Consider the following 24,445-nt stretch of genomic DNA (forward strand, 5'->3'; position numbering starts at 1 on the left):
GTCGGCTGGTGCAGTTCGTCTGAAGTCGCGTGTCGAGGCCTCGCCTGGCCGGCACCATGCCGTCCGTGCAACGAGCGCTGGCTGCCCTTCGCCGTCTCGCTGCAGGACGTCCCCGGCCGGTCCGCATGCCTGCCGTGGCTGCGGAATTCACCAGATGACGCCAAGAGGTCGCCGACATGAAACCCATGAACTTTCGAACCCTTCCCGTGCTGCTGGCCCTGGTGGCAGCCCTCAACGCCGCACCGATCCACGCGCAGGCCGCCGCGCCCGACGCCGGACCGGCGACGGGCTACGTGCCGGCCTTCCAGCCCGGGCAGCACCCGGGGACGCCGGCGGGTGCGCCCAACCAGGTGCTGGTGCTGGGCACGCCGCATCTGGCCGAGTTCGAGGGGCAGCTGCGCCAGGAGCAGCTCGCGCCCCTGTTGGCGCGCCTGCGGCAATGGCGCCCGCAGCTGATCGCGGTGGAGCGGCTGTCCGGCCTGCAGTGCGACAGCCTGCGCCGTCAGCCGGCCCGCTATGCCGACACGGTGAAGTCCTACTGTCCGGACGTGACGCAGGCGGCCCAGTTGACGGGGCTCGATGTCGTGCAGGCCAACGAGGAGGCCGGGCGGCTGCTGGCTGCCTGGCCGGCCCAGCCCACGCCCGCGCAGCGCCGGCGCCTGGCCGCCGTGTTCCTGGCCGGCGGCGAGTCCATTTCGGCGCTGGTGCAGTGGCTGTATCTGCCGGCGGGCGAGCGTCGGGCGGGGGAGGGGCTCAATGACGCCCTGGTGGCGCGCCTCGAGCGCCTGCGCGGGCGGGCGAGCGAGGACAGTTGGATCGCCGCGCCGCTGGCCGTCGAGATGGGCCTGCAGCGCGTGTACAGCGTGGACGACCATACGTCGGACCTTCCCGACCCGGCCGACACGCAGGCCCAGGAGGCCGCCATCCGGCAGGCCTGGGACAACGAGGCGGCACGAACCCGCAGGACACGGGACCAGGCCCTGCGTGAGGGCCTGGCCCAGGCCGGCGGCGTGCTGGCGCTCTACCAGGACTGCAATGCGCCCGGCATGCCCGCGCTGGTCTACCGCTCCGATTTCGGCGCCGCCCTGGCCGAGCCGTCGCCGCAGGGCTACGGTCGCGCCTATGTCGGCGCCTGGGAGACGCGAAATCTGCGCATGGTGGCCAATATCCGCGAGGTCCTGGCGCAGCAGCCGGGGACGCGTCTGCTGACCCTGGTCGGGGCCTCGCACAAGGGCTACTACGAGGCCTATCTCCAGCAGATGCACGATGTGCGCCTGGTGAATCCGATGGCCGTGCTGAAGGACTGAGGTCGCGTGGCGCAGGGGCGCGGCGACGGGTCCGTAGAATGCGGCCCATGACTCAACACACCGTCCCCTCGCTGTCCAGGCGCCGCCTGGCCCGTCTCAACCGCCGCCAGCGCAAGAAGCTGTACGTCGGCGAGTTCCAGGAGCTGGGCTTCTGGGTCGAGCTGAAGTTCAAGTCCGCCCTGGATGACGCCGCCCTGGATGCCTTCTGTGACGCCGTCTATCCGGCACTGGCGGCACTGGGCCTTCAGATCGGTGGCCTGGGCGGCTGGGTGCCCCTGTCCGAGACCGACGGCTTCGTCGGCACGCTGGGCCGCGGTTCCGTCACCGACGCCCAGCGCGACGCTGCCGCCGCCTGGCTCAAGGCTTGCCCGGCCGTGGCGCAGGTGCGCGTCAGTGGCTGGGTGGATGCCTGGTATCCGCGCGACGAAGAGCTGCAGCTGACCGACGTCTGAGCCGGGTCCGGACGCGGCAGCCCGAGCGCCGCGCGAGGGCCGTCGCCGGCGTCGAGCCGCTCCGCTGCCGCAGCGAGCCGTCCTTCGGGGCGGCTTTTTTCTTTGTCAATAGCTATATTTTGTTTATATCTTTCGGACTTTCCCGGTTCTTGAACCGGTTCAAGGATTCTTGCCTTCTGCACCCCTAGTCTTGCGGCCATCTGTTTGAACCACGCAAGGAGGCCCCATGAGTCAGGGCAGCGGTTTCACCAAGCAGATGGCACGAAACATGTTCTGGGGCGGATCCGTCTTCTTCGCCCTCCTGTTCGCGGCCATCGTGTTCCACACCGAGCAGCGCATCCCGCAGCGCTCCAACGCCCAGGCCATCACCCCGGCCGTCGTGGCGGGCAAGAAGATCTGGGAGACGCGCAACTGCATCGGCTGCCACACGCTGCTGGGCGAGGGCGCCTACTTCGCGCCGGAGCTGGGCAATGTCTACAAGCGCCGCGGCGGCGATTTCATCAAGGCCTGGATGAAGGCCCAGCCCACCCACGCCGAGGGCCGCCGCCAGATGCCCCAGTTCAACCTGGACGAGCAGCAGCTCAATGACCTGGTCGAGTTCCTCAAGTGGACCGGCGAGATCAACACCGAGCAGTGGCCCCCCAACATCGAAGGCTGAGGAGGCACACCCATCATGATCACTCTCAAGTACAAGACCCAGGCGGTGGCGAAGTACTACTTCATTGCCGCACTGCTGCTGTTCACGGGCCAGATCCTCTTCGGGCTGGGCCTCGGGCTGCAGTACCTCGTCGGGGACTTCCTGTTCCCCTACATCCCCTTCAACCAGGCCCGCATGGTTCACACGAACCTGCTGATCGTGTGGCTGCTGTTCGGCTTCATGGGGGCGGCCTACTACATGGTGCCGGAGGAGTCCGAGACCGAGCTGCACAGCCCCAAGCTGGCGCTGGCGCTGTTCTGGATCTTCCTCGTGGCGGGCGCGCTCACCATCGTGGGCTATCTCGCCGTGCCGTATGCCAAGCTCGCGGAGCTGACCGGCAATGACCTGCTGCAGACCATGGGGCGCGAGTTCCTGGAGCAGCCGCTGCCCACCAAGGTCGGCATCGTGATCGTCGCCCTCGGCTTCCTCTACAACATCAGCATGACCGTGCTGAAGGGCCGCAAGACGGCCATCTCCCTGGTCCTGCTGATGGGGCTGTGGGGCCTGGCGCTGATGTTCCTGTTCAGCTTCGTCAATCCGCACAACCTGGTGCGCGACAAGATGTACTGGTGGTTCGTCGTCCACCTCTGGGTGGAAGGCGTCTGGGAGCTGATCCTCGGTTCGCTGCTGGCCTTCGTGCTGATCAAGACGACCGGCGTGGACCGCGAGGTGATCGACAAGTGGCTGTACGTGATCATCGCCTTCGCGCTGATGACGGGCATCCTGGGCACCGGCCACCACTTCTACTTCATCGGCCTGCCCGGCTACTGGACGTGGATCGGCAGCATCTTCTCGGCGCTGGAGCCCATCCCCTTCTTCATGATGACGGTCTTCGCCTTCAACATGGTGCAGCGTCGCCGCCGTGAACACCCGAACCAGGCCGCCGTGCTGTGGGCGGTGGGCACCTCGGTCATGGGCTTCCTCGGTGCCGGCCTGTGGGGCTTCATCCACACGCTGTCGCCGGTGAACTACTACACCCACGGCACCCAGGTCACCGCGGCCCACGGCCATCTGGCCTTCTACGGGGCCTATGTGCTGGTGGTGATCACGCTGATCAGCTATGCCATGCCCCTCCTGCGCGGCCGCATCGCCAACAGCCAGCGTGCGCAGAGCACCGAGATGTGGAGCTTCTGGATCATGACCGTCTCGATGGGCGTGATGGTGCTGGCCCTGACCGGCGCCGGCATCCTGCAGGTCTGGCTGCAGCGCATGCCCACCGAGGGCGCCATGAGCTTCATGGCCACCCAGGACCAGCTGCGCTTCTTCTACTGGGTGCGCCTGGCCGGTGGCGTGGGCTTCCTGCTGGGGCTGGTGACCTATCTGGCGAGCTTCTTCATCGGCGGCGAGCCGGTGACGCAGGCGGATGCCGACGCCCGTGGCGGTGGCCTGCTGCGTGCCCAGCCCGCCCAACGCGTGCGTGATCTGTGATTGACCCGTGAACGAGGAGGACCCGGTGGACAGACTCCAGGTACCCGCCGCCCAGCTGGGGCCAGGCGAGCTGCCTTTCTATGCGGAGCAGGGAGAGGAATGCCGGGTCTTCGCTCACGCGCATGCCCAGCGCCTGCCCTTGCTCATCAAGGGGCCGACGGGCTGTGGCAAGACCCGCTTCGTCGAGCACATGGCGGCCCGCCTGGGCCGCCCCCTCATCACGGTCAGCTGCCATGACGACCTCACGGCCGCCGACCTGGTGGGCCGCTTCCTGATCCAGGACGGCGCCACCGTCTGGAGCGACGGGCCGCTGACGCGGGCCGTGCGCCAGGGCGCCCTCTGCTACCTCGACGAGGTGGTGGAGGCGCGTCGCGACACCACGGTCGTGCTGCACCCGCTGGCGGACGACCGCCGCATGCTGCCCATCGAGCGCACCGGTGAGCAGATCGCCGCGGCGCCCGGCTTCATGCTGGTGATCTCCTACAACCCCGGCTATCAGAACCTGCTCAAGAGCCTCAAGCCGAGCACGCGGCAGCGCTTCGTTGCGCTGCAGATGGGCTATCCGGCGCCGGAGGTGGAACAGCGCATCGTGCAGACCGAATCGGCCTGCGACGAACGGCTGTCCCAGCAGCTGGTGCGCCTGGCCGCCGCCTTGCGACGCCTGGGCGAGCATGACCTCGAGGAGACGGTCAGCACCCGCCTGCTGGTGGCCGCCGCCCGCCTGGCCGTTGCCGGCCTGCCGCTGCACCTGGCCGTCCAGGCCGCCATCGTGGACGCGCTGACGGACGAGGCCGACACGGCCGCCGCCCTGGCCGAGGTGGTGAGCGCGGTGCTCTGACACATGGGCGGCCCTCCCTCTGCCCTGCTGAAGCCCGTGGGCGGCAGCGGCCGCTCGGCGCCCTCGCAGCGCCTGCGCCGCAGCCTGCAGTTGGGCTTCTTTCTTCTGTTCGTCTCGGCGCCGCTGCTGGACCTGCTGCGCTTTGACCTCCACGAGACGCAGCTGTGGCTCCTCGGCCAGCCCTGGCATCTCGGCCTGGACGCCGTCCAGCACGGCCGCGCCAGCGGTGCCGACGCCGCGCTGAACCTGCTGCTGAAGGCGCTGCTGCCCCTCGTGCTCGTGGTGGGCGGCTTCCTGTTCGTGGCCTGGCGCTACGGCCGGCTCTACTGCGGCTGGCTGTGCCCGCACTTCTCCATCGTGGAGCTGCTCAACGACCTGCTGCACCGCGCCATCGGCAAGCTCTCGCTGTGGGACCGCCTACCCGTGAAGCGTGCCGGCCGCAGCCCGGACAGCCGCTGGTGGCCCGTGTTCGGCCTGGCCTGCGCACTGCTGGGCTTTGTGTGGGCCATCACCCTGGCCAGCTATCTGCTGCCCCCGCGGGCGCTGTGGAGCGACCTGTGGAACGGCACGCTGACGCCCAACCAGGCCCGCTTCATCGGCATCGGCACGCTGGTCTTCACCGCCGAGTTCGCCTTCGCCCGGCACCTGTTCTGCCGCTTCGGCTGCGCCGTGGGTCTGTTCCAGAGTCTCATGTGGATGGCCAATCCGCGCGGCATGGTGGTGGCCTTCAAGCGCGAGCAGGCCCGGGACTGCAAGTCCTGCGACATCAGTCCCGGCCTGGCCGGCTCGGCCTGCGACACCGCCTGCCCCATGCGCCTGAACCCGCGCAACATCAAGCGCATGATGTTCTCCTGCGTGCAGTGCGGCCAGTGCCTGGACGCCTGCGAGAACTCCCAAGGCCGGCGTGACAAGGCCCCGCTGCTGGAATGGCAGGTGGGCATCGAGGCGGTGCGCGAGACCCTGCGCCAGAAAAAGCTGGAGGCCCAGCCGCTGGCGCCTCCCGGTGACCCGCCCGCAGGCCGCGAGACCGGCGTTCCCGCCACCAATGACGCCCGCCCGGACCGGGAGGCCGCCTGATGGAAGAGTGGGTTGGCAAGACCTGGCACCGCTGGGTGACCCGCGCCGCCGAGCAAGGCCATCCGGAGGCCGCCGTGGAGCTGGCGCAGGTGCAGCGCGCCCTGGGCCTGCTGTTCCGCGCCGGCGGCGGCTCGCATGCCTTGCGCCTGGCCGAAGCCCAGGCCCTGCGCCATGGCGGCCCGCGCGGCTGGCTGCAGCGCCTGGCCGGCAGCGAGCAGCGTGCGGCCCAGGCCCAGTTGGGGCCCGAGGTGCTGGCCCTGCCGGCGCGGCTGGATGTGTTCGACGACCCGGCCCTGAACCGCGGGCTCTATCTCTGGCTGGCGGCCCTGTCTGCCTGCTGGAGCGCCGGCGAATCCTCCGGATCCGGCGGGGCAGGGGAGGGCGGCTGGGTCACCGCCAATGTGCAGGCCACGTCGCGGGCCCTGGCGCGCTTCCCCGGCCTCGCGGACCTTCAGGATCGCCTGCTGGAGGCTCATCTGCGCCAGCGCCCCGATCCCGAGACCCTCGGCGCCGAGGCGGCCCCGGAGCGCCTGCTGCGCCAGGCCCTGCAGGCCCGAGGCCGGCTGGAAGGCCTGCCCGCCGCTGCACATTCGCTGCATCCCGAGACCCTGGCCGCCGTGTGGCTGTGGCTGCAGCCGGCGCCCGCGATGGCGCCCATGGCCGCCCGCAAGGAAGGCGCCGCGCCCACCGCCGGCAGCAAGGCCGCCCAGGACCGCCAGCGCCGCAGTGCCCGTCGCAACGAGGACAGCAGCAGCAAGCAGGGCCTGATCCTGATGTTCCGCGCGGAGTCGGTGCTGTCCTGGTCCGAATTCGTCAAGGTCAACCGGGCCGGCGATGACGACCCCGACAGCGATGGCGCCGCCGTGGCCAACGACATGCACCAGCTCGACGTGGCCGAGGGCGGCGAGACCCTGGCCTCGCGGGTGCGCTTCGACCTGGACCTGCCCAGCGCCGCCGCGGACGATGCCCCTGTGGGCCTGCCTGAGCGCCTGCCCGAGTGGGACTGGAAGGCGCAGGTGCTGCGCGAGGACTACTGCGGCTTGCAGCGCTTCGTCGCGGCAAGACCTGACCCCTGGCAGCCGCCACCGGCCCTGCGTCTGCTGGGCCACCGCATGCGCCGCCGCCTGGAGGTGCTGCGCGCCGCGCCGCGCTGGCAGAAGGGCCTGGCCCAGGGCGACGAGCTGGACCTCGACGCCTGGGTGCGGCATGCCAGCGAAACCCGGCTGATGGGCGGGCGCCGCTCGGCGGAGTCCCCGCCCGTCTTCCAGCAGCCCCAGCGCCAGGACCGCAGCCTGGCCTGCCTGCTGATGGCCGACCTGAGCCTGTCCACCGATGCCTGCGTGCAGGGCGAGATGCGCGTCATCGACGTCATCCGCGATGCGCTCTATGTGTTCGGCGAGGCGCTCGCCGGCCTGGGCGATCCCTTCGAGATGCTGGGCTTCTCCTCCGTCAAGCGCCAGCAGGTGCGCATCCAGCAGCTCAAGGCCTTCGACGAGCGCTGGGGGGCGCAGCCGCGCCACCGGGTGGGGGCGATCAAGCCGGGCTTCTACACCCGCATGGGCGCGGCCCTGCGCCACGCCACGGATCGCCTGGGCGAGCGGCCGGAGCGCCAGCGTCTGCTGCTGCTGCTGACCGACGGCAAGCCCAATGACCTGGATCATTACGAGGGGCGCTGGGGTCTGGAGGACACCCGCCAGGCGGTGCTGGCCGCGCGCCAGGCCGGCTTGACCCCCCTGTGCATCAGCATCGACGAAGGGCCGGCCGACTACCTGCCCTACCTGTTCGGCCAGCAGGGCTTCGTGCATCTGCGGCGCCCGCAGGAGCTCGTCCGCAGCCTGCCCCGGCTGTACGCGCGGCTGGCGGCCTGAGCGCCGTCCGGCGCCCGCCCGGTTTGCAGGGCTTTGTGCGGCCGACGAACCGGCCCGCGCCGCCGCCACGAACGCGGTACATCGGAGGAACTAGCGAGCGACAGCCTCCCCATCGTTCGGAAGAACTAGCCGCCGGCCGCACTTGATCCGCCTCAAATGGGCGGGCGGAGCGCTCCACAGAATCGCGTCCGTCAGGCCTTCACAGGTCGCCAGCCCATCCAGGGAGCCCGCATGCCAGCCACCTTCGATCTTCCTCGCTATCTGTCCGTGCTGCCGCTGTTCGGCGACATGCAGCCCACCGAGCTGCAGGCGCTCGCCCAGCAGGGATGCCAGCTGCACCGCATGGGCCGCGGCGAGACCGTGTTCCGCGTGGGCCAGGCCTGCGACGCCTTCCATGTCGTGGTGACGGGGCAGGTCAAGCTCTACGCCCTCTCGCCGAGCGGCGCGGAGAAGGTCATCGAGCTGGTCGGCCCCGGCAACAGCTTCGGCGAGGCGCTCATGTTCACGGACCGCCCGCACATCGTGAATGCGCAGACGCTGTCGGAGTGCCTGCTGCTGTCGATCAGCAAGGCAGCGGTGATGGAGGAGATCGCCCGCGAGCCCCGCTTCGCGCTGCGCATGCTGGCCGGCGTGTCACGCCGCCTGCATGGCCTCATCCGCGATGTGGAGTCCTACTGCCTGCACAGCGGCATCCAGCGCGTGATCGGCTTTCTGCTGAGCGAGCAGGACGAGGACGACTGCGTGCCGGCCGACACCCTGACCGTCTCGCTGCCGGTCAGCAAGGCCACCATCGCCTCGCGCCTGTCGCTGACGCCGGAGTACTTCTCGCGCGTGCTGCACGAGCTGGAGGCGGAGGGCCTGATCCAGATCGACCGCCGCGACATCCGCATCCTCAACACCCGCAGCCTGGCGTCCTATCCCTTGCAGTGAGCGGCCCGCATCGCCGGGCTGAGCTGCTCATGCAGGGCGGCCACCTCGCCGATGATCAGCAGGGCCGGCGGCTTGATGCCGTGCAGCTTCGCCAGCATCGGCAGCGTCTGCAGGCTGCCGCGCAGGCAGCGCTGCTGGGGCGTGCTGGCCTTCTCGATGAGCGCGGCCGGCGTGTCGGGGGAGAGCCCGTGGCGGATGAGCTGCTCGCTGATGATGGGCAGGCTGCCCAGTCCCATGTAGATCACCACGGTCTGGCGCGCCCGGGCCAGCATGTCCCAGTCCAGGTCCACCGAGCGCGGCTCGCCCTCCACGGCCTCGCGCAGGTGGCCCGTGGCGAAGACCAGCGAACAGGCGTGGTCCCGGTGCGTGAGCGGGATGCCCGCCAGCGCGCCGGCCGCCTGCGCCGCACTGATGCCGGGAATCGTCTCGAAGGGAATGCCGGCCTCCGCCAGGGCCTGCGCCTCCTCGCCGCCGCGGCCGAAGATGTAGGGGTCGCCGCCCTTGAGGCGCAGCACCGCGCGGCCGCTGCGGGCGAGGCGAATCATCAGCTCGATGATGCCCTCCTGCGTGAGCGTGTGATGGCCGGCTTCCTTGCCGACATAGATCAAGTCCGCGTCGTCGCGGATCAGCTTGAGCACGTCCTTGGACACGAGGTGGTCGTAGAGCACCAGCGTGGCCTGGCCCAGCGCGCGTGCGGCCTTGACCGTCAGCAGGTCCGGGTCGCCGGGGCCGGCACCGACCAGCGTGACGTGGGCGGGCGAGGCCGCCGGGGTGGCAGTGCTGTTCGAGAAGTACAGCGGCTCGTCGAGTCGGCTCATGGGGCTCTCCTTGGATGGGCCCATTGTGGAAAGGGGCTCTTGTGGCGTCCTTGAACCAGTTCAAGGACGCCGGGCGCGCGCGGCGGGACGATGACCTCGCTCGAATCAGGCACACGCAGCCCCTGCCGAGCCCAGCAATGACTGGACGATGTGCTGCCTCTGGGGCGCCGCCCGCCTAGTTGTTGGGCCCCGTCCCTGTCGGAGTGGAGTGATGAAGACACTGCAAAGTCCCCGGTTCGCCGTGATCAGCCTGGCCGCCGTGGCCCTGCTGGCCAGCCTGAATGCCCAGGCCCAGGATGGCAAGAAGAGCGTGACCCCCGCGGAGGTGAACTACCAGGCGGGCGCGTCCCCCCTGGCCAGCGAGCCGATGTACCAGAGCAGCAACCCCAAGGCCCCCGCCATGACGCAGGCGGAGTTCGAGCAGGGTCGCAAGATCTACTTCGAGCGCTGCGCCGGCTGCCACGGCGTGCTGCGCAAGGGCGCCACCGGCAAGCCGCTGACGCCGGACATCACGCTGGCCAAGGGCACCGACTATCTCAAGGTCTTCATCGCCTACGGCTCGGCCGCGGGCATGCCCAACTGGCTCACCTCGGGCGAGATGAACGACAAGGAAGTCGATCTGATGGCCCGCTACATCCAGCAGGACCCTCCCACCCCGCCCGAGTTCGGGATGGAGCAGATGAAGGCCACCTGGAAGCTCTTGATCGATCCGTCGAAGCGGCCGACCAAGAAGATGAACAGCTACAACATCGACAACATCTTCTCGACCACGCTGCGTGACACCGGCGAGGTCGCGCTGATCGACGGCGACACGAAGCAGATCATCAACATCGTCAAGACCGGCTACGCGGTGCACATCTCGCGCACCTCCGCCTCGGGCCGCTACCTCTTCGTGATCGGCCGCGATGCCAAGGTCAACATGATCGACCTGTGGATGGAGAAGCCCGACAACGTGGCCGAGATCCGCGTGGGCCTGGAAGCCCGTTCGGTCGACACCTCCAAGTACAAGGGCTACGAGGACAAGCTCGCCATCGCCGGCAGCTACTGGCCGCCCCAGTTCGTGATCATGAAGGGCGACACGCTCGAGCCGCTGAAGATCGTCGCCACCCGCGGCATGACGGTGGACAAGCAGGAGTACCACCCCGAGCCGCGCGTGGCCTCCATCGTGGCCTCACACTTCAAGCCCGAGTTCGTGGTGAACGTCAAGGAGACCGGCAAGACGCTGATGGTCGACTACTCCGACCTCAACGCGCTCAAGACCACCGAGATCGGCACCGCCCGCTTCCTGCATGACGGTGGCTGGGACTCCAGCAAGCGCTACTTCATGGTCGCGGCCAACCAGAGCAACAAGATTGCCGCGGTGGACGCCAAGGAAGGCAAGCTGGCCGCGCTGATCGACGTGGACAAGATCCCGCACCCGGGTCGTGGCGCCAACTTCATCCATCCGAAGTTCGGCCCCGTGTGGTCCACCGGCCACCTGGGCGGTGACAGCATCTCGCTGATCGCCACCGATCCCAAGGGCCACAAGCAGTACGCCTTCAAGCAGGTGGCCGTGCTCAAGGGGCAGGGCGGCGGTTCGCTGTTCCTGAAGAGCCACCCGAAGAGCCAGCATCTGTACGTGGACACGCCGCTGAACCCGGATCCCGCACTGTCCAAGTCCGTGGCCGTGTTCGACATCAAGAACCTGGACAAGGGCTACACCGTGCTGCCCATCGCCGAATGGGCGGGCATCTCGGACGGCGGCGCCCAGCGCGTCGTGCAGCCGGAGTTCAACAAGGCCGGGGACGAGGTGTGGTTCGCCGTCTGGTCCGCCAAGGACAAGCAGTCCGCCCTGGTGGTCGTGGATGACAAGACGCTGAAGCTCAAGGCCGTGATCAAGGACCCGCGCCTGATCACCCCGACGGGGCACTTCAACGTCTACAACACCCAGCACGACGTGTACTGAGGCCCCCAGACCTGGCACGGAGTGCCAGACCCGCGAGGGGGCAGGGAAGCCCGGGTCGGCCCGGCGCTTCCCTGGCGCCCCGGACAACTGCAAGACCTGACCCCAGCGCGCTCGGAGGCTGGGGCGGTCTTCAAGACAACGATCCAAGGAGCACACATGAAAGCTTTGTTGATCACCCTGAGCCTGGGCCTGGGTCTCGTGACCGTCTCGGCGCATGCCGACGTGGACGAGGCCATGAACAAGGCGGGCTGCATGGCCTGCCACAGCAAGGACAAGAAGGTGGTCGGTCCCGCCTTCAAGGACATCGCGGCCAAGTACAAGGGCCAGGACGTCACGGCCAAGCTGATGGAGAAGGTCCGCAAGGGCGGCGCCGGCACCTTCGGCCCGATCCCCATGGCCCCCGTCGGCCCGGACAAGATCAGCGATGGCGACCTGAAGGCCGCCGTCGAACAGATCCTGAAGAGCTGAGCGCCCATGCGCCGCGCGGTCTGCCTGCTCCTGCTGGCCCTGGCCTGGCCGGTCTGCGGCCGGACCGCGCCGGTGCCGGAGCGGCAGACCGAGCTGCTGCGCATGCTGCGACAGGACTGCGGGTCCTGCCACGGCATGCGCCTCACCGGTGGCCTGGGGCCGGCCCTCACGGCCGATGCCCTGCAGGGCAAGCCCTGGCAGAGCCTCAGTGCCACCATCTTCCATGGCCGCCCGGGCACCCCCATGCCGCCCTGGAAAAGCATGCTCAGCAGCGACGAGGCCGACTGGCTGGCGCTGCAACTGCTGAGCCCCGCGCCCATCGGCGCCGGCACGCCCGCGGAGGCGCTGCCGAGGAGACAACCATGAAGCACACACGCCGCGGTCTGGCCGGCCTCCGGGGGCTGGCGTCCACGCTGGCGCTGGCCTTGATGGCCGCCTGCGCCCAGGCACCGCAAACCGCTTCGCCCGCCGCGCCGGCGGAGCGCTGGCTGGGCACGGGCGACCTCGGCCTCGTCGTCGAGCGCGCCGACGGGCGCCTGCAGGTCGTCAACACCAGCAGCCGCCGCGTGCTGGGCCGCATCGAGGGCCTGGGCGATCTGTCCCATGCGTCCATCGTCTATGCGCGCAACGGCCTGCATGCCTACGTCTTCGGCCGTGACGGCGCCCTGAGCAAGGTGAACCTGGGCGAACGCCGCATCGAGGCCCGCGTGCAGCAGGCGGGCAACTCCATCGGCGGTGCGATCTCGCAGGACGGCCGTCTCGTGGTCGCGCAGAACTACCAGCCCGGTGGCATCAAGGTCTTCGACGCCGAGACGCTGCAGCCCCTCGCCGACATTCCCGCCGAGTACCTGCCCGGCAAGTTCTCGCGCGTGGTGGGCCTGGCGGACCTGCCCGGCCAGCGCTTCATCTACGCGCTGTTCGATGCCGACGAGATCTGGGTCGCCGATCTGGCCGACCCGCGGGTTCCGAAACTGCAGAAGTTCCGCAACATCGGTCGCCAGCCCTACGACGCGCTGGTGACGCCCGACGGCCGCCACTACATCGCCGGCCTCTTCGGCGAGGACGGTCTGGCCAAGATCGACCTCTGGGCCGCGGCGCCGCGCGTCGAGCGCATCCTCGGGGGCTACGGCCGTGGCCAGGAGCCGCTGCCCGTCTTCAAGATGCCGCACCTGCGCGGCTGGGCCGTGGCCGGCCGCCACGCCTACCTGCCCGCCATCGGCCGGCACGAGGTGCTGGTGGTGGACACCGAGACCTGGCGCGAGGTCGGCCGCATCCCGGTGCAGGGCCAGCCTGTCTTCGTGATGGCCCGGCCGGACGGTCGCCAGGTCTGGGTCAACTTCGCCGTGCCCGACTACGACCGCGTGCAGGTCATCGACACCCAGACCCGCCAGATCGTGCAGACCCTGAGCCCCGGCAAGGCCGTGCTGCACATGGAGTTCACGCCGCGCGGCGAGGCCGTGTGGATCTCCTCGCGTGACGCGAACCGCGTCTCCGTGATCGACACCGCCAGCTTCCAGACGCTGGCCACGCTGGACTCGGCCTCGCCCAGCGGCATCTTCTTCACGAGCCGGGCCGGCAAGGTGGGCCTGTGAACGCACGGACCCTCGACCTTGTGGCGGGCCCCGTGCCGCTGCGCGAAGCCCTGCTCAACGACTGGCAGCAGCGACTGCCGCTGGTCTCCCAGCCCTTCGAGGCCATGGGGCGGCGCTACGGCTGCAGCGAGGCGGTGGTGATCGAGCAGCTGGCTCAGGCCGTGAGCCAGGGCTCCGTCTCGCGGCTGGGCGGCGTGTTCGCGCCGGGCTCGGGCGGGGCCGGGCTGCTGTGTGCGCTGGCCGTGCCGCCGGCGCGGCTGGAGGCCGTGGCGGCCCTGGTCAACGCGGTGCCGGGCGTCAATCACAACTATGAGCGCGAGCATGCGTACTCGCTGTGGTTCGTGATCACCGGGCCCTCGCGGGACTGGATTGAACAGCGCCTGGTGGCGCTGGAGCAGCGCTGCGGACTGCAGGCGCTGCGCCTGCCCATGGTCCGGCCTTACCGCATCAACCTCGGCTTCGACCTGCGTGCGCGCGGCCCGGCACCGGTGCCGGCGGGCGCCGCCCAGCCGGCGCGGGTGCGGGCCATCGAGCCCGGGCAGCGGCCCCTGGCGGCCTTGCTGGAGCAGGGCCTGCCCCTGCGGCCGCGTCCTTTCGCGGCGTGGGGTGAGGCTCTGGGCTGGCGCGAGCCCCAGGTGCTTGCCAGGCTCCAGGCCTGGCTGGACGAGGGCGTGCTGCGGCGCTTCGGCGTCATCGTGCGCCATCATGAGCTGGGCATCGCCAGCAATGCGATGTGCGTCTTCGACGTGCCGGACGACGAGGTCGACGCCCACGCACGCGTGCTCGCGCAGCAGCCCGGCGTCACCCTGTGCTACCGCCGCGAACGCGGGCCGGGCTGGCCCTTCAATCTCTTCTGCATGATCCATGGCCGCGAGCGCGACGCCGTGCGTGCGGCGCTGGTCGCCGCCCGCGAGGCCGCCGGCCTTCATGCCTTCCCCCAGGCCCAGCTGTTCAGCCGCCGTCGCTTCAAGCAGTGCGGCTCGGGCTATTTCGTCGACGCGCTGCCGGCCTGGGCCGCGGGCGCGTCGGCCCAGGAGTGTGCCCATGCATGAGCCTTCCGCCGCGCGCCGCAGCCTGGCGCGCCTTGATGCCCTCGATGCGGCCCTGATCAATCGCCTGCAGGGCGAGCTGCCCCTGGTGCCCCGGCCCTTTGCCGCCGTGGCCGAGGCGCTGGGCTGCAGCGAGGACGAGCTGCTCGAGCGCCTGCATCGCCTGCTGGGCGAGGGCACGCTGACCCGCTTCGGTCCGCTGTTCCAGATCGAGCGTGCCGGGGGCCGTTTCGTGCTGGCCGCGCTGCAGGTGCCCCTGGAACGCTACGAGGCCGTCACGGCCCTGGTGAACGCGCATCCCGAGGTCGCCCACAACTACCGCCGCGAGCATCTGCTGAACATGTGGTTCGTGCTGGCCACCGAGCAAGCGTCGGACATCACGCGCGTGGTCCACGCCATCGAGGCCGAGACCGGCCTCAAGGTCTGGGCCTTTCCCAAGGAGCGCGAGTACTTCGTGGGCCTGCACCTGCCGGCCCGCGCCACGATGGAGGCCCGTCCATGATTGCCGCCTTGCAGGCCCCCGCGCCGCTCAGCGCGCTGGAGCGCCACCTCATCGCCGCCACCCAGCAGGGGCTGCCCCTGGTCGCCAAGCCCTACGAGGCGCTGGGCGCGCTGCTGGGCGTCACCGAGACCGAGGTCCTGCACCTGATGCAGGACATGCAGGACCGCGGCCTGATCCGCCGCATCGGCGCCGTGCCCAATCACTACCGCCTGGGCTACCTGGCCAACGGCATGACGGTGTGGGACGTGGACGATGCGAGGGTCGACGAGATCGGCGAGCGCATCGGCAGCCTGGCCTGCGTCAGCCACTGCTACCGCCGCCCGCGCCATCGGCCCGAATGGCCCTACAACCTCTTCGCCATGCTGCACGGCCGCAGCCGCGAGGAGGTGGAGGCGCAGGCGCAGGAGATCCGCACGCTGCTGGGCGACGCCTGCCGCGCTCACGACATCCTCTACAGCAGCGCGATCCTGAAGAAGACCGGCCTGCGCCTGGCGGCGCGTCCGGCAGCAACCCTGGAGGACTGAGCATGCTCCGCATCAGCCACTACCTGCGCGAGATCGCCCAGGCCGAGCGCGACGGGGTCTACCCGGCGGCGCGGCGCCTGGGCGCCGGCGGCGAGACGCGACCCGTCGTCATCTGGAACCTCACCCGGCGCTGCAACCTGACCTGCAAGCACTGCTACGCGCTGTCCGCGGATCACCACTACCCCGGCGAACTGGCCTACGACGAGATCTGCACCGTGATGGACGACCTGCGGGCCTACGGCGTGCCGGTGCTGATCCTCTCGGGCGGCGAGCCCCTGCTGCACCCGCAGCTCTTCGAGATCGCCAGCCGGGCGCAGGCGCAGGGCTTCTACACGGCGCTCTCCAGCAACGGCACGATGATCGACGCCGCGATGGCGGACCGCATCGCGGCCCAGCACTTCGACTACGTGGGCGTCAGCATCGACGGCAGCCGCGACACCCACGATCGCTTCCGTCGCAAGGTCGGGGCCTATGACGAGTCCATGGCCGGCATCCGCCTGCTGCACGAGCGCGGCGTCAAGACGGGCCTGCGCTACACCTTCACCGACCTCAACGGCCAGGACTTCCCCTTCCTGCTGCAGCTGATGAAGGACGAGGGCGTGGACAAGTTCTACTTCTCGCACCTGAACTACGCCGGCCGGGGCAACATCCACCGCGGTCGCGATGCCCATTTCCAGGCCACACGCCAGGCCCTGGACCTGCTCTTCGAGACCGCCTGGGCCGATGCCGAGGCCGGCAGCACACGCGACTACGTGACGGGCAACAACGACGCCGACGCCGCCTACCTGCTGGCCTGGGCGGGCCGGCGCTGGCCGCAATGGCAGGCCGCGCTGCGCGCGCGCCTCGTGGCCTGGGGCGGCAATGCCTCGGGCGTCGGCGTGGCCAATATCGACAGCCAGGGCGAGGTCCATCCCGACACCATGTGGGGCCACCACCCCCTTGGCAACGTGCGCCAGCGGCCCTTCTCCGAGATCTGGAGCGACCGCAGCGACCCGCTGATGGCCGGCCTCAAGAGCCATCCCCGCCCCGTGAAGGGCCGCTGCGCCGAATGCCAGCACTTCGCCCTGTGCGGCGGCAACACGCGGGTCCGCGCCCACCAGCTCACCGGCGACTACTGGGCCGAGGACCCGGGCTGCTACCTGGACGACGACGAGATCGGCCTCTCGCCCGAGGCGGCGGGCCGGCTGGCGCGCGTCGAGCTCACGCCCTTCAGCGGCAAGCGCCGCATCATCGAGGTGCTGTCCGCATGAACGAACGCATCAAGTCCCTCTGCAAGCTGCTGCTGGCGGCCGGCCTCGTGATGGTGGGCCTCGACTACGCCCGTGCGGCCGAGGACGCCCCGCGTCCGCCGTCTGCACCGCTGTCAGCCGCAGCGCTCTACCAGCAGCACTGCGTCAGCTGCCATGGCGCCGAGCGCACCGGCGGCATGGGTCCGGCGCTGCTGCCGGAAAGCCTGGAGCGCCTGCGCAAGCCCGAGGCGCTGGCGGTGATCCGCAACGGCCGTGCCGCCACGCAGATGCCGGCCTTCGGCGCGCAGCTGAGCGAGGCCGAGATCCAGGCGCTGCAGGCCTTTGTGTACGCGCCGCCGCCCGTGCTGCCCCGCTGGACGGACGCCGACATCGAGGCCTCCCGCAGCATCGACCCAGACAGCGCCCGCTGGCCCGCCAAGCCGCAGTGGAAGGCCGACCCCATGAACCTGTTCGTGGTGGTGGAGGGCGGGGATCACCACGTGAGCCTGGTCGACGGCGACCGCTTCGAGGTGCTGCATCGCTTCGCGAGCCGCTATGCCTTGCACGGGGGGCCGAAGTTCACGCCCGATGGCCGCTATGTGTTCTTCGGCTCGCGCGACGGCTGGATCAGCAAGTACGACCTCTGGAACCTGAAGATGGTGGCCGAGGTGCGCGCCGGGCTCAACATGCGCAATGTGGCCGTCAGTGCCGATGGGCGCTGGGTGATGGCGGCGAACTACCTGCCGCGCAACGCGGTGCTGTTCGATGCCGACCTGAAGCTCGTGCGCAGCTATGCGGCGCAGAGCCGCGACGGCGCGCAGAGCTCGCGGGTGTCGGCGGTGTACGACGCCACGCCCCGCAAGAGCTTCGTCGTGGCGCTCAAGGACCTGCCCGAGCTCTGGGAGATCAGCTACGACCCCAAGGCCGAGCCCATCCACGAGGGCTATGTGCATGACTACAAGATGGGCGAATCGCTGCCCACGCCGGGCTACCAGCACATCCGCCGCACGCTGCTGGCGGAGCCGCTGGACGACTTCTTCTTCGATGACAGCTATGCCCATGTGCTGGGCTCCGCGCGCCCGCGCGAGGGCGGTGGCAGCCTGGGGCAGGTGGTCAATCTCGACGTGCGCAAGAAGATCGCCGAGCTGCCCATCCCGGGGCTGCCGCACCTGGGTTCGGGCATCAGCTTCACGCGCGACGGTCGGCGTCTGCTGGCCAGCCCGAACCTGAAGGATGGGCGCATCAGCGTGGTCGACCTCAAGAGCTGGCAGCTGGTCCAGGAGATCGTCACGCCGGGCCCGGGCTTCTTCATGCGCAGCCACGCCCAGAGCCCCTATGCGTGGACGGACTCGATGATGAGCCCCACGGCCAAGGACACGCTGAGCATCATCGACAAGCAGCGCCTGGAGGTCGTGGCGCAGGTGCGCGAGCCGGGCAAGACCCTGGCCCATGTCGAGTTCACCAAGGACGGCCGCTACGTGCTGGCCAGCCTGTGGGAGATGGACGGCGCGCTGATCGTGTACGACGCCCGGACCTTCAAGGAGCTCAAGCGCCTGCCCATGAGCAAGCCGGTGGGCAAGTACAACGTCTGGAACAAGATCAGCCGCGAGGAGGGGACCTCGCATTGATCGGTGGGAGCGAGGGGAGACGGCTGGCAGTCTTGCATGCGGGCGATCCGAGCTACGCAGGCTGGGCCCGCCGGACTTTGCTCTGTCCGTGCCCCGCTGATGGCGAACCGGAACGTCGCCGGCGCTTCAGGACGGACGCCAGTCCAGGCAGCCGGGCGCCAGCTCAACCAAGGCCTTGCGCAGGGGGAACCAGACGCTGGGCTTTTCTGGACCCGCAGCCAGGCTCCCGTCGACGGCTGGGTACTCCGCGTAACCGCGGGAGGTGACGGCGGCATCGGCATAGCGAACCTCAAGCCGCCACAACTGGCCATCCATCACCTCGACGCCCTGCGGCGAATATGACGGGCGCCAGCGCCATACATTGGCATCGTCCAGGACCTGTCTGAGACGACGCCAATCTTCGGGGGTCGGCTGGCGCATCTTGGGGCGAGTAGTCGAGCCGCGGTCATGGCGCGTGCACTTCAGGCGCCCGCCGACAATTTGCAGCTCATTGCTCGTCCCCATGTGACTGACCGAGAAGAGGAAGCGGCTGGGCGGGCCTGCGGGCTTTCCGTCTGCCATTCCACAGATGGGGGCGAGCAGCAGTGTCATGAGCAGGCTGAAGGGGCGAACACGTCGCATGAGGATTGCTTTCAATGCGTGCCGTCACAGGTGCGGAGCTGTGGCCATGGACATCCAGCCAATGGGCGCTTTGCAAGGCAACGGTGAAGTCCGTGGTGCCAGTGCGGTGGCTTTGCCCCCGGACTTTCGTTGAGGTCAGCAGGCCGAAGCGCCCAGGCGCTCCACGCGCTGAGCGAGGAAGGCCACCGCGAGCTCGGACTCCGGCTGCAGGCGCTGGCCGATGTAGAGCTCCTGGCGGCGCTGGCTGATCTGCGTGCGCAGGCGGCTCTGCATGACCTCGAAGGGAGCGAGGCCGCGGCCTTCGGCGCCCTCGATGGCCTGCATCAGCTGGTGCATGGGATGGGCCTGCAGCGCGACGAGATGGGCCTGCACGACCCGCAGGCGGCCCTGGACGGCCAGCTCGCTGCGGCGCAGCCATTCGAGCACGGCGTCGCCGTTGCTGCCGGTCACCTTGAGCGGATCCTCGCCGGCCTCCAGCAGCAGGCGCTCCAGCAGGAAGCGGTTGCCCTCGGCATAGGCCTGGTTGGCCTCCATCATGGCCTGCTCGCGCCGGCGGCGCAGCAGCTCGTTGGGGGCGAGGTCCGGGTGCAGGCGCATGGCGGCCCGGCGGTACAGCTGCTTCAGCGAGGGCGGCTCGACCTCCACCACGCCATCGCCCGCGGGCTGCTGCGGCAGCGGGGCGGCCTCCGGCAGGCGGGGAACCCGGGGCAGGGCGGTGGCGCGCGGCGGGGTGGGCAGCGGGGCCGCCAGGCCGTTGCGGCGCAGGGCCTCGGCCAGGTAGACGCTGGCCGTATGCAGCTGCGACTCCAGCGCGTCCAGTTCGAGGTACAGCGGGCCCAGCAGGTCGATGTAGCGGTCCACGAAGGCCTGCAGCGAGGTGTGCAGGAAGTGGAAACTCTGCTCCTGCTCGGCGACATAGCGCTGCAGGTCCGCCAGCTGCTGCTGGCGGCGTTCGAATTCATGGCGAGTGAGGACCGGGTGGCGCATGGCAGAACAGGGCGGGGGCGTCAGGTGTCACTACTCACGAACATATGGATCGCTATTGTGGCCCGATCGCGGTGCCCGCCAATGAAAAAGAGCTCGCCGAGGCGAGCTCTTTTGCCTGGATTCGGGTAAACCTGGTCCCGCGGGCGGGGCCAGGCCTTGCCAGCCCAGGACGGTCAGGGCTTGGCGCCCGATGCCATGTCTGCCGCGGAGGCCGCCACGTCCGGCGCGGACGCCAGGGCTGCGGGCTCGGAGGCGGCAGGCGCCGGGGCCATGGCGGCCGCCGGGGCGGCTTCCATCGGCTTGGCCGTGCCCGGCGTCATGGGCAGCAGCGGCACGATCAGCAGGGCCACGATGTTGATGATCTTGATCAAGGGGTTCACGGCCGGGCCGGCGGTGTCCTTGTAGGGATCACCCACGGTGTCGCCCGTGACGGCCGCCTTGTGTGCCTCGGAGCCCTTGCGGTGCACGACGCCCTTGTCGTCGGTGAACCCTTCCTCGATCAGTTTCTTGGCGTTGTCCCAGGCGCCGCCGCCGGTGCACATGGAGATGCCCACGAAGAGGCCGGTCACGATGGTGCCCATCAGCACACCGCCCAGGGCGGCCGGGCCCAGCGTCATGCCCACCACGATCGGGGCGATCACCGGCAGCAGCGACGGCACGATCATTTCCTTGATGGCCGCCGAGGTCAGCATGTCCACGGCCGCGCTGTAGTCGGGCTTCGCCGTGCCTTCCATGATGCCGGGGATCTCCTTGAACTGCCGGCGCACCTCCACCACCACCGAGCCGGCGGCGCGGCCGACGGCTTCCATGGCCATCGCACCGAAGAGGTAGGGGATCAGGCCGCCGATGAAGAGGCCGAGGATCACCTTGTGGTCGGACAGGTCGAAGCTCAGGTGCATGCCGCGCGCTTCCAGGGCGTGCGTGTAGTCGGCGAACAGCACCAGGGCGGCCAGGCCGGCGGAGCCGATGGCGTAGCCCTTGGTCACGGCCTTGGTCGTGTTGCCCACGGCGTCCAGCGGGTCGGTGATGTCGCGCACGCTGTCGGGCAGGTCGCTCATCTCGGCGATGCCGCCGGCGTTGTCGGTGATGGGACCGTAGGCGTCGAGGGCCACGATGATGCCGGCCATCGACAGCATGGAGGTCGCCGCCACGGCGATGCCGTAGAGCCCCGCCAGGTGGAAGGCCGTGTAGATGGCCGCACAGACGAAGATCACCGGCCAGCCGGTGGACTTCATCGACACGCCCAGACCCGCGATGATGTTCGTGCCGTGGCCGGTGGTCGAGGCCTGCGCGACGTGCCGCACGGGGGCGTACTGCGTGCCGGTGTAGTACTCGGTGATCCAGACCATGGCCGCCGTCAGCACCAGGCCCACGGCGCAGGCGCCGAAGAGGCCCATGGCGTCGGTCTTGAGGCCGCCGGCGAGTTCGACCTCGCCGGGGAACATGGCCCGGGTGACGAAGAAGAAGGCGATCAGGCTCAGCACGCCGGCCACGATCAGGCCCTTGTACAGCGCGGGCATCACGTTCTTCATGCCCTCGCTGGCCTTGACGAAGCCGCAGCCGATGATGGAGGCGATGATGGACACGCCGCCCAGGGCCAGCGGGTAGATCACGCCGGCGTGGGCCGCAGGGCCCGACACCATCAGCGCGCCCAGCGCCATGGCGGCGATCAGGGTCACGGCATAGGTCTCGAAGAGGTCGGCCGCCATGCCGGCGCAGTCGCCGACGTTGTCGCCCACGTTGTCGGCGATCACGGCCGGGTTGCGCGGGTCGTCCTCGGGGATGCCGGCCTCGACCTTGCCCACCAGGTCGGCGCCGACGTCAGCGCCCTTGGTGAAGATGCCGCCGCCCAGGCGCGCGAAGATGGAGATCAGCGAGGAGCCGAAGGCCAGGCCGAGCATGGGCTTGAGCGCCTCGCTCGTGGCGCCGGTGCCGCCGGTGATGGCGTAGTAGAAGCCGCCCACGCCGATCAGGCCCAGGCCCACGACCAGCATGCCGGTGATGGCGCCGCCCTTGAAGGCGACGTTCAGGGCCGGGCCCATGCCCTTGGTGGCGGCCTGCGCGGTGCGCACGTTGGCACGCACGGAGATGTTCATGCCGATGAAGCCGCAGATGCCCGAGAGCACCGCGCCGAGGACGAAGCCCGCGGCCGTCTGCAGGCCGAGGCCGGGGACCACGGCGATGGCGATGGCCAGCACCACGCCCACCACCGCGATCGTGCGGTACTGGCGGCCCAGGTAGGCCGCGGCGCCCTGCTGGATCGCCGCGGCGATCTCCTGCATCCGGGCATTGCCGGCGTCCTGGCTCAGGATCCAGCTGCGTTGAATGAAACCATAGATGACCGCGGCCAGGCCGCAGGCCAGCGCGAAATACAGCGCCACACTCGTCGACATGAACATGTCTCCTTCGTTGTCTCTGCCGTTTGAAAAAGAGCCTGCTTCTCAACGTCAGTCCAGCCCGCTGTTCCACAGGTCCGCCGGGGCATGCTATGCGAGTGGAAGTGCCGAAAGATTGATCGTTTACCAGTGGTTGCGAGAAAAGCCTTGACGCCCGACTCCAGGCAGCCGGGATGCCTGTGTCAGGCTGAGATCAGGGGCGCCGGTAGAATCCGGGTTTCCCCGTGACCTGCGCGCGGACCCCTTTCGTTGACTAAAGACAAGACCATGAGCCTGCACAACGTGACCCCCGGCCCCAAGGCGCCTGAGCAATTCAACGTGATCATCGAGATCCCGATGAACGCCGACCCGATCAAGTACGAGGTCGACAAGGAAACCGGTGCCCTGTTCGTGGACCGTTTCATGACCACCGCCATGCACTACCCGTGCAACTACGGCTACATTCCCCAGACCCTGTCCGACGACGGCGACCCGGTGGACGTGCTGGTGGTGACGCCCTTCCCGCTGACCCCGGGCGTCGTGGTGACCTGCCGCCCCATCGGCGTGCTGATGATGGACGACGAGGCGGGCGGCGACGCCAAGCTGCTGGCCGTCCCGACGACCAAGATCCTGCCCCTGTACGACCGCTGGCACTCGCCCGAGGACGTCAACCCGATGCGTCTGAACTCGATCCAGCACTTCTTCGAGCACTACAAGGACCTCGAGCCCGGCAAGTGGGTCAAGGTGAAGGGCTGGCAAGGCCCGGAGGCCGCCAAGGCCGAAGTGCAGGCCGGCATCGACAACTACGCCAAGGCCCAGCAGAAGTAAGCCCTGCGAGGCAAGAGCTGACCCCTCGCGGGCGCTCGTGATCGCATCGACGCCGCCGCGGCCCCGCCCCGGCGGCGTTTTTCATGGCGAGCCGGGATCCGGGGCCGTGCCGCGCCGGAAGGGCTGATGCGCCCGCAGGTCCTCGGCATAGCCGGCGATGGCCGGGCCTTCGCGGGCGAGGTAGTCGGCCACGGCGTCGCGGAAGTCGGGATGGGCCAGCCAGTGGGCGGACTGCGTCCCGACCGGCAGCAGACCCCGCGCGAGCTTGTGCTCGCCCTGCGCGCCTCCTTCGAAGCGCCGGTAGCCGTGCGCCATGCACCAGGCCAGGGGCTGGTAGTAGCAGGCGTCGAAGTGCAGGCAGGAGATGTCGACGAGGCTGCCCCAGTAGCGCCCGTAGGCTGCGCGCCGGTCCGGGTCCAGCGCGATGAGGGAGCAGGCGGCGGGCTGGCCGTCGACCTCGGCGATGAAGAGCAGCCAGTGGCGCGCCATCGTGCCGGCCATGCGGCGGAAGAAATCGCGGCTCAGGTAGGGCGTGCTGCGGTGCTCGGCGTAGGTCTGGCGGTAGCAGCGGTGGAAGAAGTCCCAGTCCTCCTCGCCGATCTCGTCGCCCAGGCGCACCCGGTAGCGGACGCCGGCCTCGCGCACGCGGCGCTGCTCCTGCTGGATCTTCTTGCGCTTGTCCCGCTGCAGGCTGGCGAGAAAGGCCTCGAAGCTGGCGGGCGGCTCGGCCTCGGCCTCCCAGTGGAACTGCACGCCGCTGCGGGCCAGCCAGCCGGCATCGAGCAGCGCGTGCTGCTCCTCGGCCGTGGGAAAGAGCACATGGGCGGAGGAGAGCGCCTGCGCCTGCGCATGCCCTTGCAAGGCCTGGATCAGCGCCGTGCGGGTGGCGGCATCGCGCGCGAGGAGCCGGCTGCCGGGCACGGGCGTGAAGGGCACGGCCACCAGCAGCTTGGGGTAGTAGGCCAGGCCGTGGCGGGCATAGGCATCCGCCCAGGCCCAGTCGAACACGTACTCGCCGTAGGAATGGTCCTTGAGGTAGGCCGGACACGCGGCCACGAGCGCCGCGCCGTCCCACAGGCTCAGGTAGCGAGGCGTCCAGCCCCGCGCCGGGACGGCCGAGCCCGAGTCGTGCAGGGCCTGGAGGTACTCGTGCCGCATGAAAGGCGTCGGCTGCGGGCTGGCCGCCAGCAGGGCGTTCCAGGCATCGGCGGGCAGGCGGGCGGGATCGTCGTCGATCCGGACCTCGAGGGGCAGGCAGTCGGGCATGGTGGCCGCGATCTTA

General features: G+C 69.6%; 23 protein-coding genes. 18 read left to right on the forward strand and 5 right to left on the reverse strand.

All coding sequences use genetic code 11. The annotated features are described in order from the left end of the window. Nucleotides 1-185 precede the first annotated feature (185 nt). From QRD43_RS09535 to QRD43_RS09570, 8 genes are all read left to right on the forward strand, one after another. Nucleotides 186-1,307, forward strand: coding sequence for a DUF5694 domain-containing protein (locus QRD43_RS09535; RefSeq protein WP_285982245.1), 1,122 nt, complete (start codon nucleotides 186-188; stop codon nucleotides 1,305-1,307). A gap of 47 nt (nucleotides 1,308-1,354) precedes the next feature. Then, nucleotides 1,355-1,759, forward strand: a complete 405-nt coding sequence (locus QRD43_RS09540) for a 50S ribosome-binding protein YggL (protein WP_285982246.1) — start codon at nucleotides 1,355-1,357, stop codon at nucleotides 1,757-1,759. Between the two features lie 226 nt (nucleotides 1,760-1,985). Further along, nucleotides 1,986-2,417, forward strand: a complete 432-nt coding sequence (locus QRD43_RS09545) for a c-type cytochrome (protein WP_285982247.1) — start codon at nucleotides 1,986-1,988, stop codon at nucleotides 2,415-2,417. Nucleotides 2,418-2,432: 15 nt separating this feature from the next. Further along, on the forward strand, nucleotides 2,433-3,884 hold the full coding sequence (locus QRD43_RS09550) for a cbb3-type cytochrome c oxidase subunit I (RefSeq protein WP_285982248.1): 1,452 nt from the start codon (nucleotides 2,433-2,435) through the stop codon (nucleotides 3,882-3,884). A 25-nt stretch (nucleotides 3,885-3,909) separates the two neighbouring features. After that, nucleotides 3,910-4,722, forward strand: coding sequence for a CbbQ/NirQ/NorQ/GpvN family protein (locus QRD43_RS09555; RefSeq protein ID WP_285982249.1), 813 nt, complete (start codon nucleotides 3,910-3,912; stop codon nucleotides 4,720-4,722). A 3-nt stretch (nucleotides 4,723-4,725) separates the two neighbouring features. After that, nucleotides 4,726-5,799 carry a 4Fe-4S binding protein gene (locus tag QRD43_RS09560; protein ID WP_285982250.1) on the forward strand — a complete coding sequence of 358 codons (1,074 nt, stop codon included), beginning with the start codon at nucleotides 4,726-4,728 and terminating at the stop codon, nucleotides 5,797-5,799. Next, on the forward strand, nucleotides 5,799-7,667 hold the full coding sequence (locus QRD43_RS09565) for a nitric oxide reductase activation protein NorD (protein WP_285982251.1): 1,869 nt from the start codon (nucleotides 5,799-5,801) through the stop codon (nucleotides 7,665-7,667). The genes QRD43_RS09560 and QRD43_RS09565 overlap by 1 nt, the downstream gene beginning before the upstream one ends. Nucleotides 7,668-7,898: 231 nt before the next feature. After that, complete coding sequence (locus QRD43_RS09570) at nucleotides 7,899-8,597, forward strand: Crp/Fnr family transcriptional regulator (protein ID WP_285982252.1); 699 nt, start codon at nucleotides 7,899-7,901, stop codon at nucleotides 8,595-8,597. Here the strand turns inward: QRD43_RS09570 and cobA are convergent. Continuing rightward, on the reverse strand, nucleotides 8,582-9,415 hold the full coding sequence (cobA, locus tag QRD43_RS09575) for a uroporphyrinogen-III C-methyltransferase (protein WP_285982253.1): 834 nt from the start codon (nucleotides 9,413-9,415) through the stop codon (nucleotides 8,582-8,584). The genes QRD43_RS09570 and cobA overlap by 16 nt on opposite strands. Before the next feature lie 211 nt (nucleotides 9,416-9,626). Between cobA and QRD43_RS09580 the strand changes: the two genes are divergently transcribed. The 9 genes from QRD43_RS09580 (at nucleotide 9,627) to QRD43_RS09620 (ending at nucleotide 18,352) form a co-directional block, all read left to right on the forward strand. Continuing rightward, a complete protein-coding gene (locus tag QRD43_RS09580; protein WP_285982254.1) occupies nucleotides 9,627-11,360 on the forward strand; it encodes a cytochrome D1 domain-containing protein in 1,734 nt (577 codons plus the stop codon). A gap of 156 nt (nucleotides 11,361-11,516) precedes the next feature. Beyond that, nucleotides 11,517-11,828, forward strand: a complete 312-nt coding sequence (locus QRD43_RS09585; protein WP_285982255.1) for a c-type cytochrome — start codon at nucleotides 11,517-11,519, stop codon at nucleotides 11,826-11,828. 6 nt (nucleotides 11,829-11,834) lie between these two features. Beyond that, entirely contained in the window at nucleotides 11,835-12,194 is a 360-nt protein-coding gene (locus tag QRD43_RS09590; RefSeq protein WP_285982256.1) for a c-type cytochrome, read from the forward strand. After that, complete coding sequence (locus QRD43_RS09595; protein ID WP_434063848.1) at nucleotides 12,191-13,420, forward strand: cytochrome D1 domain-containing protein; 1,230 nt, start codon at nucleotides 12,191-12,193, stop codon at nucleotides 13,418-13,420. Before QRD43_RS09590 ends, QRD43_RS09595 begins: the two co-directional genes overlap by 4 nt. Then, nucleotides 13,417-14,472, forward strand: coding sequence for a siroheme decarboxylase subunit beta (gene ahbB / locus QRD43_RS09600; protein ID WP_285982257.1), 1,056 nt, complete (start codon nucleotides 13,417-13,419; stop codon nucleotides 14,470-14,472). Before QRD43_RS09595 ends, ahbB (QRD43_RS09600) begins: the two co-directional genes overlap by 4 nt. After that, on the forward strand, nucleotides 14,465-14,971 hold the full coding sequence (locus QRD43_RS09605; RefSeq protein ID WP_285982258.1) for an AsnC family transcriptional regulator: 507 nt from the start codon (nucleotides 14,465-14,467) through the stop codon (nucleotides 14,969-14,971). The genes ahbB (QRD43_RS09600) and QRD43_RS09605 overlap by 8 nt, the downstream gene beginning before the upstream one ends. Then, nucleotides 14,968-15,495 (forward strand): siroheme decarboxylase subunit beta, encoded by a 528-nt coding sequence (gene ahbB / locus QRD43_RS09610; RefSeq protein ID WP_285982259.1) that lies wholly within the window; start codon nucleotides 14,968-14,970, stop codon nucleotides 15,493-15,495. Before QRD43_RS09605 ends, ahbB (QRD43_RS09610) begins: the two co-directional genes overlap by 4 nt. A 2-nt stretch (nucleotides 15,496-15,497) precedes the next feature. Then, the gene (nirJ, locus tag QRD43_RS09615) at nucleotides 15,498-16,745 is read left to right on the forward strand and encodes a heme d1 biosynthesis radical SAM protein NirJ (RefSeq protein WP_285982260.1); all 1,248 of its coding nucleotides are present in this window, start codon (nucleotides 15,498-15,500) and stop codon (nucleotides 16,743-16,745) included. Then, on the forward strand, nucleotides 16,742-18,352 hold the full coding sequence (locus tag QRD43_RS09620) for a nitrite reductase (RefSeq protein WP_285982261.1): 1,611 nt from the start codon (nucleotides 16,742-16,744) through the stop codon (nucleotides 18,350-18,352). The genes nirJ and QRD43_RS09620 overlap by 4 nt, the downstream gene beginning before the upstream one ends. 126 nt (nucleotides 18,353-18,478) lie before the next feature. Here QRD43_RS09620 and QRD43_RS09625 read toward each other — a convergent pair whose 3' ends face one another. The 3 genes from QRD43_RS09625 to QRD43_RS09635 form a co-directional block, all read right to left on the reverse strand. Then, a complete protein-coding gene (locus QRD43_RS09625) occupies nucleotides 18,479-18,943 on the reverse strand; it encodes a hypothetical protein (RefSeq protein ID WP_285982262.1) in 465 nt (154 codons plus the stop codon). Between the two features lie 165 nt (nucleotides 18,944-19,108). Further along, nucleotides 19,109-19,960: a J domain-containing protein gene (locus QRD43_RS09630; protein ID WP_285982263.1), complete on the reverse strand. Its 852-nt coding sequence runs from the start codon at nucleotides 19,958-19,960 to the stop codon at nucleotides 19,109-19,111. A gap of 173 nt (nucleotides 19,961-20,133) precedes the next feature. After that, nucleotides 20,134-22,353, reverse strand: a complete 2,220-nt coding sequence (locus QRD43_RS09635) for a sodium-translocating pyrophosphatase (protein WP_285982264.1) — start codon at nucleotides 22,351-22,353, stop codon at nucleotides 20,134-20,136. A 270-nt stretch (nucleotides 22,354-22,623) separates the two neighbouring features. On the opposite strand from QRD43_RS09635, the gene ppa reads away from it, so the two are divergent. After that, complete coding sequence (gene ppa / locus QRD43_RS09640; RefSeq protein ID WP_285982265.1) at nucleotides 22,624-23,163, forward strand: inorganic diphosphatase; 540 nt, start codon at nucleotides 22,624-22,626, stop codon at nucleotides 23,161-23,163. 81 nt (nucleotides 23,164-23,244) lie between these two features. Here ppa and QRD43_RS09645 read toward each other — a convergent pair whose 3' ends face one another. After that, the gene (locus QRD43_RS09645) at nucleotides 23,245-24,429 is read right to left on the reverse strand and encodes a GNAT family N-acetyltransferase (protein ID WP_285982266.1); all 1,185 of its coding nucleotides are present in this window, start codon (nucleotides 24,427-24,429) and stop codon (nucleotides 23,245-23,247) included. Between the last annotated feature and the right edge of the window lie 16 nt (nucleotides 24,430-24,445).

Source organism: Roseateles subflavus (assembly GCF_030285365.1).
In the GTDB taxonomy this organism is placed as follows: Bacteria; Pseudomonadota; Gammaproteobacteria; order Burkholderiales; family Burkholderiaceae_C; genus Roseateles_B; species Roseateles_B subflavus.